Source organism: Arthrobacter sp. MYb23, assembly GCF_002979775.1.
Taxonomy (GTDB): domain Bacteria; phylum Actinomycetota; class Actinomycetes; order Actinomycetales; family Micrococcaceae; genus Arthrobacter.
This window is the reverse complement of the sequence record NZ_PCPR01000014.1, coordinates 119744-135009: the sequence shown is the minus strand read 5'-3', so window position 1 is coordinate 135009 and position 15266 is coordinate 119744. Positions and strand designations below refer to the sequence as shown.

Annotated in this window: 14 protein-coding genes and 1 pseudogene; 8 read left to right on the top strand and 7 right to left on the bottom strand. The window is 62.4% G+C overall.

Translation table 11 applies throughout. The annotated features are described in order from the left end of the window. Nucleotides 1-559 (bottom strand): annotated as a pseudogene (locus CQ020_RS24525) (hypothetical protein); the annotation flags it as partial. 307 nt (nucleotides 560-866) lie between these two features. Here CQ020_RS24525 and CQ020_RS15145 point away from each other — a divergent pair. Further along, nucleotides 867-2075 carry an aspartate transaminase gene (locus CQ020_RS15145; protein ID WP_105692598.1) on the top strand — a complete coding sequence of 403 codons (1209 nt, stop codon included), beginning with the start codon at nucleotides 867-869 and terminating at the stop codon, nucleotides 2073-2075. Nucleotides 2076-2104: 29 nt separating this feature from the next. Beyond that, nucleotides 2105-2779, top strand: coding sequence for a 4-carboxy-4-hydroxy-2-oxoadipate aldolase/oxaloacetate decarboxylase (locus CQ020_RS15140; RefSeq protein ID WP_024818583.1), 675 nt, complete (start codon nucleotides 2105-2107; stop codon nucleotides 2777-2779). Between the two features lie 235 nt (nucleotides 2780-3014). Here CQ020_RS15140 and CQ020_RS15135 read toward each other — a convergent pair whose 3' ends face one another. Together CQ020_RS15135 and CQ020_RS15130 are read right to left on the bottom strand one after the other, a co-directional pair. Further along, nucleotides 3015-3236, bottom strand: a complete 222-nt coding sequence (locus tag CQ020_RS15135; protein ID WP_024818582.1) for a hypothetical protein — start codon at nucleotides 3234-3236, stop codon at nucleotides 3015-3017. Nucleotides 3237-3360: 124 nt separating this feature from the next. Further along, nucleotides 3361-4305 (bottom strand): LysR substrate-binding domain-containing protein, encoded by a 945-nt coding sequence (locus CQ020_RS15130; RefSeq protein ID WP_105692597.1) that lies wholly within the window; start codon nucleotides 4303-4305, stop codon nucleotides 3361-3363. Nucleotides 4306-4605: 300 nt separating this feature from the next. Between CQ020_RS15130 and CQ020_RS15125 the strand changes: the two genes are divergently transcribed. From CQ020_RS15125 to CQ020_RS15105, 5 genes are all read left to right on the top strand, one after another. Next, nucleotides 4606-5394, top strand: a complete 789-nt coding sequence (locus tag CQ020_RS15125; RefSeq protein WP_105692596.1) for a LamB/YcsF family protein — start codon at nucleotides 4606-4608, stop codon at nucleotides 5392-5394. 1 nt (nucleotide 5395) lies between these two features. Beyond that, nucleotides 5396-6163, top strand: a complete 768-nt coding sequence (locus CQ020_RS15120) for an allophanate hydrolase subunit 1 (protein ID WP_105692595.1) — start codon at nucleotides 5396-5398, stop codon at nucleotides 6161-6163. Continuing rightward, nucleotides 6160-7173, top strand: a complete 1014-nt coding sequence (locus tag CQ020_RS15115; protein WP_105692594.1) for a biotin-dependent carboxyltransferase family protein — start codon at nucleotides 6160-6162, stop codon at nucleotides 7171-7173. Before CQ020_RS15120 ends, CQ020_RS15115 begins: the two co-directional genes overlap by 4 nt. Nucleotides 7174-7230: 57 nt before the next feature. Continuing rightward, nucleotides 7231-8571, top strand: a complete 1341-nt coding sequence (locus CQ020_RS15110; protein ID WP_105692593.1) for an MFS transporter — start codon at nucleotides 7231-7233, stop codon at nucleotides 8569-8571. 84 nt (nucleotides 8572-8655) lie between these two features. Further along, complete coding sequence (locus tag CQ020_RS15105; protein ID WP_024818576.1) at nucleotides 8656-9405, top strand: SDR family oxidoreductase; 750 nt, start codon at nucleotides 8656-8658, stop codon at nucleotides 9403-9405. Nucleotides 9406-9848: 443 nt separating this feature from the next. On the opposite strand, the gene CQ020_RS15095 is transcribed toward CQ020_RS15105, so the two are convergent. From CQ020_RS15095 to purB, 4 genes are all read right to left on the bottom strand, one after another. Next, the gene (locus CQ020_RS15095) at nucleotides 9849-10283 is read right to left on the bottom strand and encodes an acyl-CoA thioesterase (RefSeq protein ID WP_011776502.1); all 435 of its coding nucleotides are present in this window, start codon (nucleotides 10281-10283) and stop codon (nucleotides 9849-9851) included. A 70-nt stretch (nucleotides 10284-10353) separates the two neighbouring features. Beyond that, the gene (locus tag CQ020_RS15090; RefSeq protein WP_105692591.1) at nucleotides 10354-10857 is read right to left on the bottom strand and encodes a GNAT family N-acetyltransferase; all 504 of its coding nucleotides are present in this window, start codon (nucleotides 10855-10857) and stop codon (nucleotides 10354-10356) included. 215 nt (nucleotides 10858-11072) lie between these two features. Further along, nucleotides 11073-11735 carry a histidine phosphatase family protein gene (locus tag CQ020_RS15085; protein ID WP_105692590.1) on the bottom strand — a complete coding sequence of 221 codons (663 nt, stop codon included), beginning with the start codon at nucleotides 11733-11735 and terminating at the stop codon, nucleotides 11073-11075. A 297-nt stretch (nucleotides 11736-12032) separates the two neighbouring features. After that, a complete protein-coding gene (purB, locus tag CQ020_RS15080) occupies nucleotides 12033-13439 on the bottom strand; it encodes an adenylosuccinate lyase (RefSeq protein WP_105692589.1) in 1407 nt (468 codons plus the stop codon). A gap of 575 nt (nucleotides 13440-14014) precedes the next feature. Between purB and CQ020_RS15070 the strand changes: the two genes are divergently transcribed. Continuing rightward, nucleotides 14015-15265 (top strand): hypothetical protein, encoded by a 1251-nt coding sequence (locus tag CQ020_RS15070; RefSeq protein ID WP_258141903.1) that lies wholly within the window; start codon nucleotides 14015-14017, stop codon nucleotides 15263-15265. Nucleotide 15266 lies beyond the last annotated feature (1 nt).

Below are 15266 nucleotides of genomic sequence, written 5' to 3'. Positions count from 1 at the left end.
AGGCGGGGCGGGCGATTCCCCGCGATGACCGGCGGATGTGGTCCGGGGTGAGGCCGGTCAGTGAGGCGAGCTCCAGGTCGTCGCAGACGTGGTTGCGGACGGCCATCACAATCAGGGCTTCGCGTCGTTCGGTGATCTGGGTCCGATGACGTTCGGCGGCCCTGAGTTCGTCGCTCTTCTGCTTCACTGCGGACAAATGGACGCTGCGGGGGAGTCCGCTCGGGTGGAGATCGTCATAAGCCAAAGCGATGGTCCTGACCGCCTTCATGTTCTCCCCTGTAGCCGCCGAAACAGTGGCGATGGTGAGCCCATCCTCAATCGCCTGCGCAATCAGCTCGTTCCTGGCAGCGGTCAGGGTACGGATGGCGCTCGTTGCGTGGGACAGCAGTTGCCGGTGCACTCCGAGGGCACGCGCCAACTTGGCGTGATCCGTGCGATCCGTGGACTGCGGACGATCCGTGGGCTGCGGTCGCGGAGCCTTGGCCCGGTAGGTATACCGTCCGGTGGCCGAGCGGGCTTGGAATGAAACAGCGGGGGCTGACCCTGCTTGGGCTGTCATTGGCTCCCTTTCAGTTTCGGAACAGCGCTTCTGATCCCTCGAATCTAGGCAGTGTTCACCGGTCCAAGGAAATACCAATACCGCGTGAACCCATAAGCAAAGTGCATGGAAGAAGTGCCCCGGGGCGTGTCCGTGCGCCTCCTGTGCGTCGAATGGGTGCTGAAACCCCAAAAAGAGACCCGCGTCATAAGAGCCCCTTATAGATCCACGCACATTAGGTCTTATCCACAGGCCGCGCGAATCCCTAGTCTCGAAAAAGGAGATACGCGAATCCGCGCGTCCTGAGTCCCACATTCCTGGAGGAGACATGCCGCACTACCTGCCGGCGTCGAGGGTCACCCGCATCAAGTCCTCAGCGAGCGTCGCCGCAGCCGCCCGTGTCCGCGAACTCAAAGCCGAAGGCATCCCGATCATCGACCTGACGGTCGGCGAGCCGGACTTCGATACCCCGGACCACATCAAGGCAGCCGCCATCGAGGCGATCAACAACGGAGAGACCAAGTACACCTCCGTGACAGGTACTCCCGAGCTGCAGACCGCCATCCTGCGGAAGATCGAGGGCCACACCGGTCACCACTATGAGCGGAACCAGCTGACCATTGGCGGCGGGGCCAAGCAGGTCCTGTACGTAGCACTCATGGCGTCGCTCAATGAAGGCGACGAAGTGATTGTCCCCGCGCCGTACTGGGTTTCCTACCCGGACATGGTGCTTGCCAACGACGGCACCCCGGTGATCGTCGCCTGCGGTGAGGACACAGGCTTCAAGCTCACTCCGGACGCCCTGGCAAAGGCCATCACCCCCAAGACCAAGTGGCTCATCCTCAACGCCCCGTCCAACCCGACCGGCGCCGTGTACACCCGCGAGGAGTTGCAGGCACTCGGCGCGGTCCTCGAGGAAAACCCGCACGTCTTCATCCTCACGGACGAGATCTACGACGAAATTCACTTCGGCGATGGCCGCGTGACCAGCCTGGTCACCGCCGCACCGGCACTCAAAGACCGCATCCTGCTGGTCAACGGCGTCTCCAAGGCGTACGCAATGACCGGCTGGCGGCTCGGCTACGGTGTTGGTCCGGCTCCCCTGATTGCGGCCATGAACAAGCTGCAGTCCCAGACGTCGTCGTGCCCATCGTCCATCAGCCAGGCCGCCGCAGTGGCGGCGCTGAACGGGGATCAGTCCTTCGTCCGCGACAGCGTGGAGGTGTACCGCAAGCGCCGGGACGCCGCCGTCGAGGGCCTCAATGCCATCAACGGACTGTCCGTCGCGCCGGCGGAAGGGGCGTTTTACGCCTACGTGAACTGCAGTGGCGTGATCGGCAAGACTACCCAGTCCGGCTCCGTCATCGACAACGACCAGGACTTCACCCTGTACCTGTTGGACACCGCCCGCGTGGCTGTCATCCAGGGTTCGGCCTACGGACTCGGCCCCTACTTCCGGATCTCCTTCGCCACCTCGCTGGAGACCATCAACGCGGGCGTGGACTCCATCCGCGATGCCGTCAACGCCCTCAACTAGCCCCCCCAAAAAACTGAAGGAACCCGAAAATGATCCACGTCAAGACAAAGTTCGAGCGCCCCGACGCAGACGTCGTCAGCCGCCTCGCCGCCTTTTCCTCAGCCACAATCCACGAAGCCCAAGGCCGCCGCGGCGCTTTGAGCTCCAAGATCAAGCCGATCGACCGCTCCATGTCCTTCTGCGGCCCGGCCGTGACTGTCGCCTGCGCTCCGCAGGACAACCTCATGCTCCAAGTTGCCATTCACTACGCGCAGGCCGGCGACGTGGTCTTGGTCGGCGCGCAGGAAATGGCTGAGGCCGGCACGTTCGGCGACGTCCTGGGCAACGCCATGAAAGCCAAGGGCATCGCCGGGATGGTCACCGACTCCGGCGTCCGCGACACCCAGGACCTGATCGAGCTCGGCCTGCCCGTCTTCTCAGGCAGCGTCAGCATCAAGGGCACTGTCAAGGAAACACTCGGCCCCATCAACCACCCGATCGTTTTCGGTGACGAGATCATTTACCCCGGCGACATCCTCCGCGGCGACGCTGACGGTGTTGTGGTGGTCCGCCGCGAAGAGGCCGAGGAAGTCATCGCCCTGTCGCAGGCGCGCGACGACCACGAGCGCGAGCTCATCAAGCTGTACCACGACGGCGGCAACACCATTGAGCTGTGCGGCCTCACGGAGAAGCTCAAGGAAAAGGGCCTCCTGGTCGAGGACTGACCGTTCGCCTGGGGGCTCGTTCGTAAGGGGTCGGCACGCATCGTCGAAGGGCGAGGTGGCCGGCCCCTTTGGCGTGCTCTTTTCGCAGCAGCCGCGTGCTTGCCGACCGTGTGCTTACCGACATGGAAAAGGCGCCTTGCCCGGGACTCTGAGGTCTCTGCGGGGCATGGCGCCTTTGGGGGCTGCAGCTTGTGTTGACGTACGACGGCGGGTGGCCGGGTTGAGCGGTTCGCGCTCAGTCCAGTCCGGAGTGCCCGGGCCGGGTGTCCACCAAGTGCCATTCGATGCTGTTTCCTGCGTGCGTGGGCATCAGGCTGCCTTCAAAGACGAACAGCGGCTCGCCGATCCCTCCGATCGGACGCCAAAAACCATTCCGAGGGCAATGGAATCCGGTCCGTGCGCTGACTGTTCCGCGGGTTGGATTCGATACCCATCCGGCTGTGCTGATCTTTTTCACCGTTGTTTCCTTTGAGCTTGCCCGCGGAATCCGTGAGCTGGTTTCGAATTGTTTGCTAATTCGATATTAGGAAATTAAAACGGTCTTGAATAAGACCAAAGCCGTCTGTCCGGATAAGGCTTTGTTATGGATGGGCCGGCAGTTGCACTGGGTCCGTTCCGTACTTGTTGATCAGTTGCTGATGCAGCATTTCCTTGACCACCAGCAACACAGCAGAGGCGGCCTCGGAGAGTGGCTCGTGGTCCGGAGTGCAGAGGGCGATCTTGCTCTGCAGGCCGGGTTCCATGATCCGGAGCACCTTGAAGTCCTGGTCCGGGAAGAGCGCATCCGCAGCTGATTTGGGCAACACGGTGCCGCCAAGGTTGGCGCGGATGAGCCGGGTGAGGGAGGGGACGGATTCCACTTCTCCCACCAGTTTCAAGGGCAGATCCTGCTCGGACAAGCCCTTCTCGATGAGCTGCCGCAGGGTGTGGTTCTTCTCCGGGAGGAACAGCCCCACGGTGCTGGCTTCGGCAAGGGTGATGGTGTCCTTGCCGTGGTTGATGTCCACAGCCGGGTGCACCACCAAGTGAAGGTCTTCCACAATCATGGTGGTGAACTGAACTCCGCGGATTTTCCCGGGCTCGTAGATCAGCGCCATGTCCAGGCGGCCGTTCTTGATAGCCTCGCTCAACACGCCGCCAAAGATCTCCGTCAGATGGACCACGATGTCCGGGTAGCGCCGCCCCACCTCGCTGATGATCTGGGGCGTCAGGCTGGAGGCCATGCTGTACGGTGCGATCGCTATGGAGACGCGGCCTGAGGGTGCCGCTCCGGAGGAGGCGACGTCCTGCCTGGCCTGCTCAACAAGCCGCAGGATGGACTGCGCGTGACGGTAAAGCGTGTGCCCGGCCGCGGTGGGTTCCACGCCTTGTTTGCTACGGATCAGCAGACGCTGCTTGAGGTCGTTCTCCAGTGCCGATACCTGCTGGCTCAAGGCCGGCTGGGCCACGTGGAGCGCGGCCGCAGCTTTGGTGATGCTGCCTGAGTCAACGATCTGCACGAAGTATGAGAGCTTGCGCGTATCCATCGGTCTGCCTTCCTGGAGGGCCACGTCCCCGGGTGGCATGCGTTAGGAAAATTCTATCCGGGCGCCTGTGGGACCCAAGACACAGTACAGGGTGGTGCAGGTCATAACGGAGAGCTATCACGGGATAGCTATTAGGTCTTTGTGCAACGTGGTTGACCGGTGCGAGACTTTTGGAAAGAACTTCAGTCGACGCTTTGGGATTCCATTGACGTTCGACATTTACCGGAAATTCAACTCATCCTTTTGTGGATAAATTGTGAATTCCCGGAATCCCAAGACAAGCCATGGAAAGAGAACCACGTGAACCCGACAATTGATCTTGTAGCGGATCTTGGAGAGGGATTTGGCGCTTACACCATTGGCGACGATTCCGAACTCCTGGACATCGTCTCAAGCGCCAATATCGCATGCGGGTTCCATGCCGGTGACCCGGACATCATGGCCACCACTGTTGCCGAATGCGTTCGCCGCGGAGTAGGCATCGGGGCTCATCCGAGCTTCCCGGACCTGCGTGGCTTCGGTCGGCGCGACATGGGCCTTACTGCCGCCGAAGTGCAAAACGATGTCCTGTACCAACTGGGTGCCCTGCACGGCTTCGCGTCTTTCCACGGCACCAAGGTCACGCACATCGCTCCGCACGGCCGGCTTGGCAACCTCGTCGCTGTCCGCGCCGACTACGCCCAAGCTGTGGCTGACGCCGCGGCCCGCGTGGACAACGAGCTCATTGTGGTGGCCCAGGAAGGCGAACTGGCCGTTGCTGCACGCACTGCCGGGCTGGACGTTGCAATTGTTGGCATCGTGGACCGGGCCTACCAGGAAGACGGCACCTTGGTTCCCCGCAGCCAGCCCGGGGCTGTGCTTCATAATCCCGCAGAGATCGTGGACCGCACGCTTCGTATGGTGATCGATGGCAAGATCCGTTGCGCCAACGGCGTGGACATGGACATCGACGTCGATACCGTCCTCCTTCACGGAGACAACCCCGGCGCCGTTGAGCTGGCGCGCCGGATCCGGTCCGAGCTCATCTCCGCCGGCGTCAGCATCGCCCCGCTGGCCGAGGTCATGGATGCCAAGAGGAAGGCGGTCTGACATGTCCGTTCTTGCAGCGGCCCCTACCGAGATCTACGAATCCGGCGACTCCGCACTGCGTGTTGTCGCGATCTCCGAGGTCAGCGAACACAACTGGCTGACCGTCCACGGGCTGGCCGATTGGCTGGAGGACTGCGGCGCCGAAGGGCTGCATGGCGCAGTTCCCACCTATGACTCCGTGCTGGTTGAGTTTGATCCCATCCTCGTTTCCGCACGCCAGGTGCGGGCGTTCGTCAAGCTGGGCCTCCTGGAACTCGGACGTTCCGCCGGGTCCGCGACGGCCCCTCGGGAGTTCGACGTTCCCGTGGTCTACGGAGGGGAATTCGGCCCCGACCTGGAGCGCGTTGCCCAGCACCAGGGAATCTCCGTGGACGACGTCATCCGCCTCCACACCGAAAAGACCTACACCGTTCGCTGCCTGGGCGCGCCCGCAGGCTCGCCCATGATGGACGGCCCGGCATTCCCCAAGCCCGTGCCGCGGCTCAAGGACCCCCGGCTCAGCGTTCCCGCTGGTGCCGTGGCAGTGGCCGGCCGCCAAGCAGTCATCGCTCCGGCTGTGGCTCCCGGAGGCTGGTGCGTCATTGGACAGACCCCACTGTCAGTGCTGAACATCCGCCGAGAACCGTTGGTGCCGTACAAACCTGGTGACATCCTCCGGTTCCGGCAGATCCGCGCCGAAGACTTCGGTCAGTACCAGGGTTTGGAATTGGAGCCGCAGGGACTGGTTTTGGCGGACGTGGATCGTGAGAAATCAGGGGCTCGGCCATGAGCGGCGAAATCCTGATCCAGCAGCCCGGCAACTCGGTTGTCACCGACCTTGGCAGGACCCGCGGCCCCCGCTTCGGCCTTCCCGTCAACGGCGCACTGGACCAGTACTCGGCCCGTGCCGCCAACATCCTGGCAGGCAACCAGGACAACCACCCCCTGGTGGAGATCACGGCGCTCGACTTCCGGATGAAGGCCACCACGGACATCCTCATCGCCGTCACCGGTGCTCCGCTCACACTCACTGTTGGTGGCCGCCCGTCCAGCCAATGGGAACCGATCTCAGTCCGTGCCGGTGAAACAGTGTCCATCCGGGGGATCAACCGCGGCCTTCGCGCGTACCTGGCGATCCACGGCTCCATCGAGGCAGAGACACTGCTGGGCAGTGTAGCCCCGGACACCGTGGTGGGGTTCGGGCTGCAACTCAAAGAAGGGACCAGCCTCCTGACCCGCAAGAGTGTTGGCCCCGTTCGGCAGCCGTACTTTGATCTTCCGCTCTTCCGGCTGGGCCTTGAACGGCCCCGCATGGACTCAGACTTGTTGGTCGATGTGACCGACGGGCCGGACGTCGCCGAGTTCGGCGCATCCGGTGAACTGCTCTTTACCTCGGAATACGCCGTCAGCGGCCGCAGCAACCACATCGGCTTGCGGCTCGGCGGGGAACTTCCGGAAAGAACCTCAAACGGAGAAGTCCTTTCCCGCGGAGTGCCAGTTGGCGCCGTCGAGGTTCCCTCAAGGGAAGAGCTGCTGGTTCTGCACCGGGGCCGCGGCGTCACCGCCGGGTATCCGGTCCTCGCAGTAGTCACCAGCACCGGACTGGATGTCCTGGCCCAAGCAAGGCCAGGGGACAAAGTCCGTTTTCGGAAAACCACAGTGGCAGAAGCAACTGCCACCCACCGGCGCTCGCGGGCCCAGCTTGAAACCCTCCGTGAATCCGTCAACACCGTCTTCGGACTCCTCGGCATCGGATGCCGTCCCCAGTGGCAGGACCTACCAGTTGCGGCATGCAGCTAATAACCCTGTCGTCAGACCAGTAGGCGTTGCTACGCTCATCTCAGTAAGGAAAAAGTCATGACCGCAAGCACCAACGCTGCGCCAGTGCAGCATGAGCGGCTCACCAGCCGCCAAACCCGCAAGGTTGTCACCGCAGGTTGTGTTGGCATCTTCGTGGAACTGTACGACAACGGCATTTTCGCCTTCATGGCGGGAACACTGGCCCTCGTCTTCCTCGCGCCGGGCAACCCGGACAATGCACTGCTTTTCGTGTTCGCCGGCTACGCGGTCTCGTTCTTCGTCCGTCCCCTCGGCGCTGTGGTGTGTGGTTACCTCGGAGACCGGATCGGCAGGCAAAAGCTCCTGGTCTTTGTCATCCTGCTGATCAGCGTTGCCACAGCCGGTATCGGTCTGCTGCCTCCCTATGCGGCCATCGGCGTTGCAGCCCCCATCCTGCTGGTCCTCCTGCGTCTCCTGCAGGGCTTCTCGGTGGGTGGCGAGGCCGCCGGCGCCATGACCTTCCTCGCTGAGCACGCACCTGAAGGCAAGCGCGGCATCATCACCTCCTACGCACAGATCGCCTCCTTCGCAGCACTGCTCACCGGTACTTTGGTGGCCTACTCAATGTCGCCGTGGCTCACCCAGGCAGCGATCGACGGCGGCGGCTTCGGTTCGTTCGCATGGCGCATCCCGTTCCTGGTCGCTATCCCCATGGGCATCATCGGCTGGTACATCCGCAAGGCCATCAGCGATACGCCCAACTTCGAGAAGCTGAAGGAAGAGGGCGGCCTCTCCAAGAACCCGCTCAAGGAAGCATTCCAGTCCAAGGAACACCGCCGTGCCATGCTGCTGGCCCTCTTCATCCCGCTGATGAACGGCTCCGGCTACTACGTCCTGTTCTCCTACATGCCCACGTTCCTTAAGGGCAAGCAGCTGAACTTCACCATCGGTGAAGCCCTCCTGGTCACGGCGTGCAGCCTGGTGGTCATCTGCATCGCCATCCCCTTCATGGGCGCCCTGTCCGACCGCGTTGGCCGCAAGAAGGTCATTGCCGGTTCCGCGATCGCCATGGCAGTCCTCGGCATCCCGTCCTACGCCCTGATTGCCACCGGTCAAATGGGCCTGGCCATTCTGGGCGCCTGCATCATGGCCATCGTCTTTGCCGGCCACACCGCAGTCATCCACATCCTGATCGTTGAACTGTTCCCCACCCGTGTCCGCTACTCCGCTTACGGCCTTGGCTACAACATCTCCTCGGCCCTCTTCGGCGGCACGGCGCCGCTGCTCATGACCTGGCTGATCGGCAGCACCGGCAACATCTACATGCCGGCCTTCTACGCAGTCATCACGGCGCTCGGAACGCTCATCGCGGTCAGCACGGTCAAGGACCGCGCCCACGAGCCACTGCGCGACGCCTAGCCTCCACCAACCTCCGGCAAGTGCGCCGTGCTTCCAAGCCCGGCGCACTCTGCCCCACCGATTCCCCACCTTTTGGAGAACCCAATGTCTTTTTCTGACTACACCACCGCCCTCGTCACCGGAGCATCAACCGGTATGGGTGCAGCCATTGCCGAGCGGCTTGCCAAGCGCGGACTGACCGTTCACGCAGTGGCCCGCAACGAGGAACGCCTTGCCGAGTTGGCCGACCGCACCGGAGCCATCCCGCACGTAGTGGACCTGACCGACACAGCCGCGCTGGCCGCCGTCGTGAATGACCTCAAGGTGGACGTCCTGGTCAACTGCGCCGGGGTTTCCCGGCCGGGCAACATCCTGGACTCGTCCGAAGAAGACATTGACGAGCTGGTGGACGTGAACCTCCGCGGCCTGCTGCAGCTCACCCGTCTGGTCCTGCCGGGCATGGTGGAGCGCGACCTCGGCCATGTCATCAACATCAGCTCGATCGCCGGGGTCTACAACTTCTACGGTCACACGGTTTACCACGCCACCAAGGCCGCCGTGCACCAGATCTCCCGCCAGCTCCGGAACGACACCGTCGGCAAGCGCATCCGCGTCACCGAAATCTGCCCGGGCCGCGTGGAGACTGAGATCTTCGGACGCAACATGGGCGGCACGCCGGAGGCCATGGAAGAGGCCTGGCAGACCTACTACGAGGGCTACGAGTCGCTGACCACGGACGACATCGTCAATGCCCTGGACTACGCCATCGAAACGCCGCGTCACGTGAACGTGGGCATGCTCGAACTCATGCCGACGTTCCAGGTCCCCGGCGGGCTCACGTTCGACCGGCGCTGATGTTCTGCAGGCGCTGACGTTCTGCAGGCGCTGACCCTCTCGTTTCAGGCGCCCCACAAGTTCCGGTGACACACACTCCCGTCACCGGATATATAGGCTGGCGGCCGCGTTCATCGCGGCCGCCAGCACCCGTATAAGCGCTGTTTACTACTCGAAAGCCGCAACCGATGAGAAGGGCACTGTGCCTCGCTGACCGGAAAGACTGGGATGCCGAGGACTTCGATAACCTCGACGAATACTGGCAGGAGCCACGCAGGCAGCAGTTGGTCTGCCTCGCATGTGGGGGCAAGGCCATGTTCCGCTCGGCAGGGGTTGGCCGGAAGGCGACATTCAGTGCGCGGCATACCGCCGACTGCTGCCTGAATTCCCGCACCTGGACTGTGTTCCGGTACCTGCAATGATGTCCGGTGCCGGCAGTTATAGAGCGCCCGACGGCGCGTGGTTCAGTCTTCGTCGAGCGTTTCAGTCAGGTGGTGCGTGGGGATGCGGTCGCGGTCGTACGTAATCTCCGTGTAGCCGTGCGGTTGCGGGCGGCCATCGGGCCCGAGATTCACGAAGACGATTTCCTCGATGGTCAGGATTGCTTCGCGGGTGATCATATTGCGGACCTCGGCGCGCATGGTCAAGGACGTGCGGCCGAAGCGCTTCGCGGTCAAGCCCATCTCCACCAAGTCACCCTGGACCGCGGAACTGACGAAGTTGATCTCGGAAATGTACTTGGTGACGGCACGCCCATTGCCCAATTGGAGGATGGCGTAGATCGCGGCCTCTTCATCGATCCATTTCAGCAGGCTGCCACCAAAGAGTGTGCCGTTGGCATTGAGGTCCTCGGGCCGCACCCATTTGCGGGTGCGGAAGGTGATGTCTGCTTTTTCCATAATCCGAGATTATCGAACTGGCGCAACCTTCGCTTGATGTTGCGCCCGAACCCTAGGCCGGTCCCCTCCGTTAGGCCATCGCCGTGTGGGAGGCACTGTGTGAGTCGATCCGTTTTGAGTAGCAGTACGACCCGCTGGCACCGACGTAAGGGCCGAAGTTCGGCACGGAGGCAAAGCCTGCGCTCTCGTAGAAGCTTCTGCCGTCCGATTGGGCTGATCCGGCCTCAGCTGCGATCACCGTGAACCCGTGGGAATGAGCCTGCGCCTCGAGCGCGGCGAGGATGGAGCTGGCCACTCCCGAGCCCCGGGCATAGGGGACCACGTACAGCCTTTTGATTTCGGCGGTGTTTTCATCCAGCATCCTCAACCCGCCGCATCCCAAAGGTTGGCCGGAGCACTTCTCGTAGGCCACCACAAAAACTGCCGTGTCCGCTTCCGTCGGCGGGGGTCCAGGTTCGTGGTCGGTGGTTCCGAACCTCGCGTCGAGCTCTGCCTGTTGTGCGGCGCGGAGGTCTGCGCCCACGGGGTTTGCCCAAGTTACCTGCCGGATGTTGAGCCGTGGGTTGGTTTGCATCGTTGCCTCTTTTCGCCGGGTTTCGGGGAGGTGTCTATGCGTACTAAGCCTAGGCAGCTGTGGTTACCGCGGTGTTTCCTGCGCGTAAGCGTCGGGAGAATTGCAGGCCGTTCCAGCGTTGCGGGGCCCGTTGTGCGTCCCCCGCCCCGGAGTTGGCGCGCAAAGCGGGCCCCGCAACGGCTGGAACAGGTGATCCGCCGCAACCGGCACCGGAATCAGGGCCGAAGTGCCTCGCCCGTGGGGTCGTCGGCTGTTTGGTCTGCCAGTGCCATACCTCCACCAGGGATTTGGTCCCAATGAAGCACCCTCCATCCGCCTTCCGGGTCCCCTTCCAACGCGACCATTCCCGTGTTGGGGAGTTGATGCGTTTCGGCGAACTCGGTGTCGATGTCCGTTGCCCGGCGCCCAGCCCAGCAGCGGATCGCAGCACCATGGCTGACGATTGCCGCCGTCGAGTGCCCCGCGGCCGCAACCTGCTGGACTGAAGCATCAAATCTGGCGAAGAAGTCGTGGCCGTTGAAAGCCCCGGGCATGCGAACTTCCAAGTCACCATCCGTCCACGCGAAAACGGTGCTCATGTAACGGAGGTGGGATTCGTGGTCAGTTTTCTTCTCCAGTGCGCCGGCCTCGATCTCATGGACCCCGTCCAGGATTATCGGCTCCAATCCCGTGGTCTTCGCAAGCGGAGCGGCAGTCCTGTGGGTACGCAGCAAGGTTGAGGTGTACAGGGCTTCGACTGCCTCGTCAGCCAGCGCCTCCGGAAGGGCGGCCGCCTGGCGTTCACCTAACTCAGTCAGCCCCGGGCCAGGGAAGGCGGTGTCCAACTGGCCAGCCACATTGCCGGGTGTCTGTCCGTGCCTGATCAACAGGAGCTTCATTGGGTGCTCCGCTCCTTACGTCGTGAATGATCCGGGGGCTGGGCAGGCCAAGCTCAAATCCCAGATTTCCAGCGCTCCTGCCCGGTTTGTTCCAGCCAATCAGTCGTCGCAGTCCAGGAACAGCCCGACACGCCGTGTTTCGAGTCCTCGGACGGGATGCCAAGCAAAGCAACTGGGAAGGAGCGCTCTTGCCCCCAACCGACTAAACGTTCACGTCGCATTAAACGCCGACGGCGGACCGGGGCATCCAGCCCTGGCCCGCCGTCGTTGAGCGTGCAGTAGTACTGCAGGTGATCCTTACTGCAGGTGGTCCACCAGTTTGTCCGCGATACCCGTGTACTTGCCCGGGGTCAGGGCGAGCAGGCGGGCTTCGGCGTCTGCGGAGAGGCCAAGACCCTGAACGAATTCCTGCATGCGGGCGCCGTCCACGCGCTGGCCGCGTGTGAGGTCCTTGAGGCGCTCGTAGGGGTTTTCCATCCCTTCGACGCCGGCAATTGCCTCGGCACGCATGACCATCTGGATGGCTTCACCAAGGACTTCCCAGTTGGTGTTGAGGTCGCCCGCGAGGACTTCCTCTGCGACGTCGAGGGCTTTCAAGCCCTTGGCTACGTTGGAGATGGCGAGCAGCGAGTGGCCGAAGGCGACACCGATGTTTCGCTGCGAGGAGGAGTCGGTGAGGTCGCGCTGCCAGCGGGAGGTGACCAAGGTGGCGCCCAGTGTGTCCAGGAGGCCGTTGGAGATCTCCAGGTTGGCTTCGGCGTTCTCGAAGCGGATCGGGTTGACCTTGTGCGGCATGGTGGAGGAACCCGTGGCCCCGGCAACCGGAATCTGGCGGAAGTAACCGATGGAGATGTAGCTCCAAATGTCAGTGCAGACGTTGTGAAGGATGCGGTTGAAGCGCGCGATGTCCGCGTACAGCTCGGCCTGCCAGTCGTGGCTCTCGATCTGCGTGGTGAGGGGGTTCCACGTGAGACCCAGGCCTTCCACGAAGGTCTTCGCGACTGCTTCCCAGTCGGCACTCGGGACTGAAGCCACGTGGGCTGCGTACGTTCCGGTGGCGCCGTTGATCTTGCCGAGGTACTCAGTCTTGGCGATGCGCGCCAACTGGCGGTTCAAACGGTGCGCAATAACAGCTAGTTCCTTGCCCAGCGTGGTGGGCGTGGCAGGCTGGCCGTGCGTACGGGACAGCATGGGCACGGAGCGGTTTGCTTCGGCCATGGCTTCGATCTGCTTCACGAGGGCGGTGGCGTTGGGCAGCCACACATCTTCCACGGCACCCTTGATACCCACAGCGTAGGAGAGGTTGTTGATGTCCTCGGACGTGCAACCGAAGTGGACCAGAGCAGTGAGGTTCTCAATGCCGATGGCGGGCAGCCGGCGGCCGATGTAGTACTCAACAGCTTTGACGTCGTGGACGGTGACTGCTTCGATTTCGGCGAGTTCGTTAACAGACGCGGCATCGAATTCGGTAACGATGGCGCGCAGCCGGGCCACGTGTTCGTCGGACAGCGGGCCGGCACCCGGCACAACGGACTGGCTGGTCAGGTGGATGAGCCACTCAACTTCAACGTGAACGCGATCGCGGTTCAGTGCTGCCTCGGACAGGTAGTCCACGAGGGGCGCGACGGCGGCACGGTAGCGGCCGTCAAGGGCGCCAAGGGCGAGGGGTTCGGAAGCGAGGGACACGCGGAGGGATTCAGCCATGAGGTCTATTCTTTCATGTTCCGCGCGGGGCCATGGAGTCGATGACGAGGCTATGTGGACGGCCGATGGGGTTATCCACATAGACGACGGCGGCACTTCCGTTGGGTTCTGCTGCTCCGTAGCGTCGAGCCTACCCATCAGCAGAACAATCAATGGAGTACACAGACAATGAGCGTCGGCTTGATGCCTGCACCCAACCCGCCCACTTTTGATCCACTGGAGTGTGCTTCCCGAAGCCACGAAGTCCAGAGACTGGCATGGCGAATGCAATCGTGCGTGGACCAAGTGGACACGGTTCTTACGTCCCTCCGAAGAGCGCAAGTTGATGATTGGCTTTCTCCTGCGGGCCGGGCCTACAGGACAACCATTGCCCTGCATGCCTCAGCACTGATGCGTGCACGCGAATCGGTGGAGGCGGCAGTGGCCCTGGTCCTTCGTCACTCCCAAAGCGTCTCAGTCTCAAGCGAACGGGGTCCGTGATGGCAGATTCAGCTCCTATCGGGGCCGGCACTGCACCAGAGCCATCCCAACCCGCCAGTGACGGAATCCTCAGTATCAGGGGAGGGGTGGGAGGAATGTCTTTTCAGCTTGAGGAACTCCTCAGGGGAGCGGGAACGCTGGATGAACTGGTTCAGCAACTCGTGGGCATTGAAAACGAAGCCCGTCAGGTTCAAGACTGCCTGGAACCCTTTCTCTACGACTCCTATAGAACTGGCTGCGACGCCCTCAACGCTGTGGCCATGAGCGCAAAGGAAGTAGGAAAGGTCCGGCAGGAATTGGTGAAGGTCGCCGCGGACGTGCGAGCCAGCCACCGGGATTATGTGGAGGCGGAGGCCAGGAATGCCAGGCCACACGAATTGGACCATGATCAATATACGCTTTCCGGCGCACATGGCCTTTTCGTGCTGGGACGGGACATTTCGGAGGAAAACTACAACCGCAGCATCCCCAACGGCTATAAGGCGGCGGACATTGTCCACCTCGTTCTTGATTCGCCACTGCTGGCCGCCTACCAGCCCCGCCGGGTGAGCGTCGAAAAGGTGGATGAGAACGCCGAGGTCTTGCAGCCGACGATGGCAGAAAGTCTCCGACGTCTGGAGAGGCTTCACTCCCTCAACGACGGCGAGATTGAAGTCATTGGCTTTGAAGCCAACGGCTCCGCTTCATGGATGGTGCTCATCCCGGGAACCCAGCCCGACTCACCCAGTACCAATCCTTTTGACATTCAAGGAATTGGCGAGGCAGTGGGCTACGACTCCGAAGAAGTTGTGCCGGCCGTCGGCCAAGCACTCCGTGAGGCGGGCGCCGAAGCGGGTGACCAAGTGGTGGCTGTCGGACACAGCCAGGGTGGCATTCACGCCATGAACTTGAGCCGGAACAAAGCGTTTCTCAGCGAATTCGACCTGAAGTATGTGCTGACAGCAGGAGCCCCTGTTGGAGACATCACGCCTGAGCCCGGAATCAGCTCACTCCATCTGGAACACGTTCAGGACTGGGTCCCTGGAACGGACGGCCGGATGAACGCGGATACAAAAGACAGGGTGACAGTCACGCTGACCGATGAAGTGAAGTCTCCTGAGGGACAAGATCCCGGTATCGGGCCAGGACACGGTCAGGAGAACTATGCGAGAGGAGCAGAATTGGTCGTTGCGAGCCGCGATCCTTCTCTGGCGGCTTCGGCAACAGCATTTGCAGGAATCGTGGGTGCTGGCGGTGCGGTCAAAGTGACCAGGTTCAAACTGAAGCGTGATCCCTTGCCGGACCGTAGAGGAACGCTTCGGATTCCAAATCTCCCGGATTCAAGGTCCTCGGCCGGCGCAAGGTGAC

Excerpts from the sequence above, each read along its gene's own strand:
- CQ020_RS15145 (WP_105692598.1), top strand. The coding sequence starts at position 867 with ATGCCGCACTACCTGCCGGCGTCGAGGGTCACCCGCATCAAGTCCTCA.
- CQ020_RS15140 (WP_024818583.1), top strand. The coding sequence starts at position 2,105 with ATGATCCACGTCAAGACAAAGTTCGAGCGCCCCGACGCAGACGTCGTC.
- CQ020_RS15130 (WP_105692597.1), bottom strand. The coding sequence starts at position 4,305 with ATGGATACGCGCAAGCTCTCATACTTCGTGCAGATCGTTGACTCAGGC.
- CQ020_RS15120 (WP_105692595.1), top strand. The coding sequence starts at position 5,396 with ATGTCCGTTCTTGCAGCGGCCCCTACCGAGATCTACGAATCCGGCGAC.
- CQ020_RS15115 (WP_105692594.1), top strand. The coding sequence starts at position 6,160 with ATGAGCGGCGAAATCCTGATCCAGCAGCCCGGCAACTCGGTTGTCACC.
- CQ020_RS15110 (WP_105692593.1), top strand. The coding sequence starts at position 7,231 with ATGACCGCAAGCACCAACGCTGCGCCAGTGCAGCATGAGCGGCTCACC.
- CQ020_RS15105 (WP_024818576.1), top strand. The coding sequence starts at position 8,656 with ATGTCTTTTTCTGACTACACCACCGCCCTCGTCACCGGAGCATCAACC.
- CQ020_RS15095 (WP_011776502.1), bottom strand. The coding sequence starts at position 10,283 with ATGGAAAAAGCAGACATCACCTTCCGCACCCGCAAATGGGTGCGGCCC.
- CQ020_RS15090 (WP_105692591.1), bottom strand. The coding sequence starts at position 10,857 with ATGCAAACCAACCCACGGCTCAACATCCGGCAGGTAACTTGGGCAAAC.
- CQ020_RS15085 (WP_105692590.1), bottom strand. The coding sequence starts at position 11,735 with ATGAAGCTCCTGTTGATCAGGCACGGACAGACACCCGGCAATGTGGCT.
- purB (WP_105692589.1), bottom strand. The coding sequence starts at position 13,439 with ATGGCTGAATCCCTCCGCGTGTCCCTCGCTTCCGAACCCCTCGCCCTT.
- CQ020_RS15070 (WP_258141903.1), top strand. The coding sequence starts at position 14,015 with ATGTCTTTTCAGCTTGAGGAACTCCTCAGGGGAGCGGGAACGCTGGAT.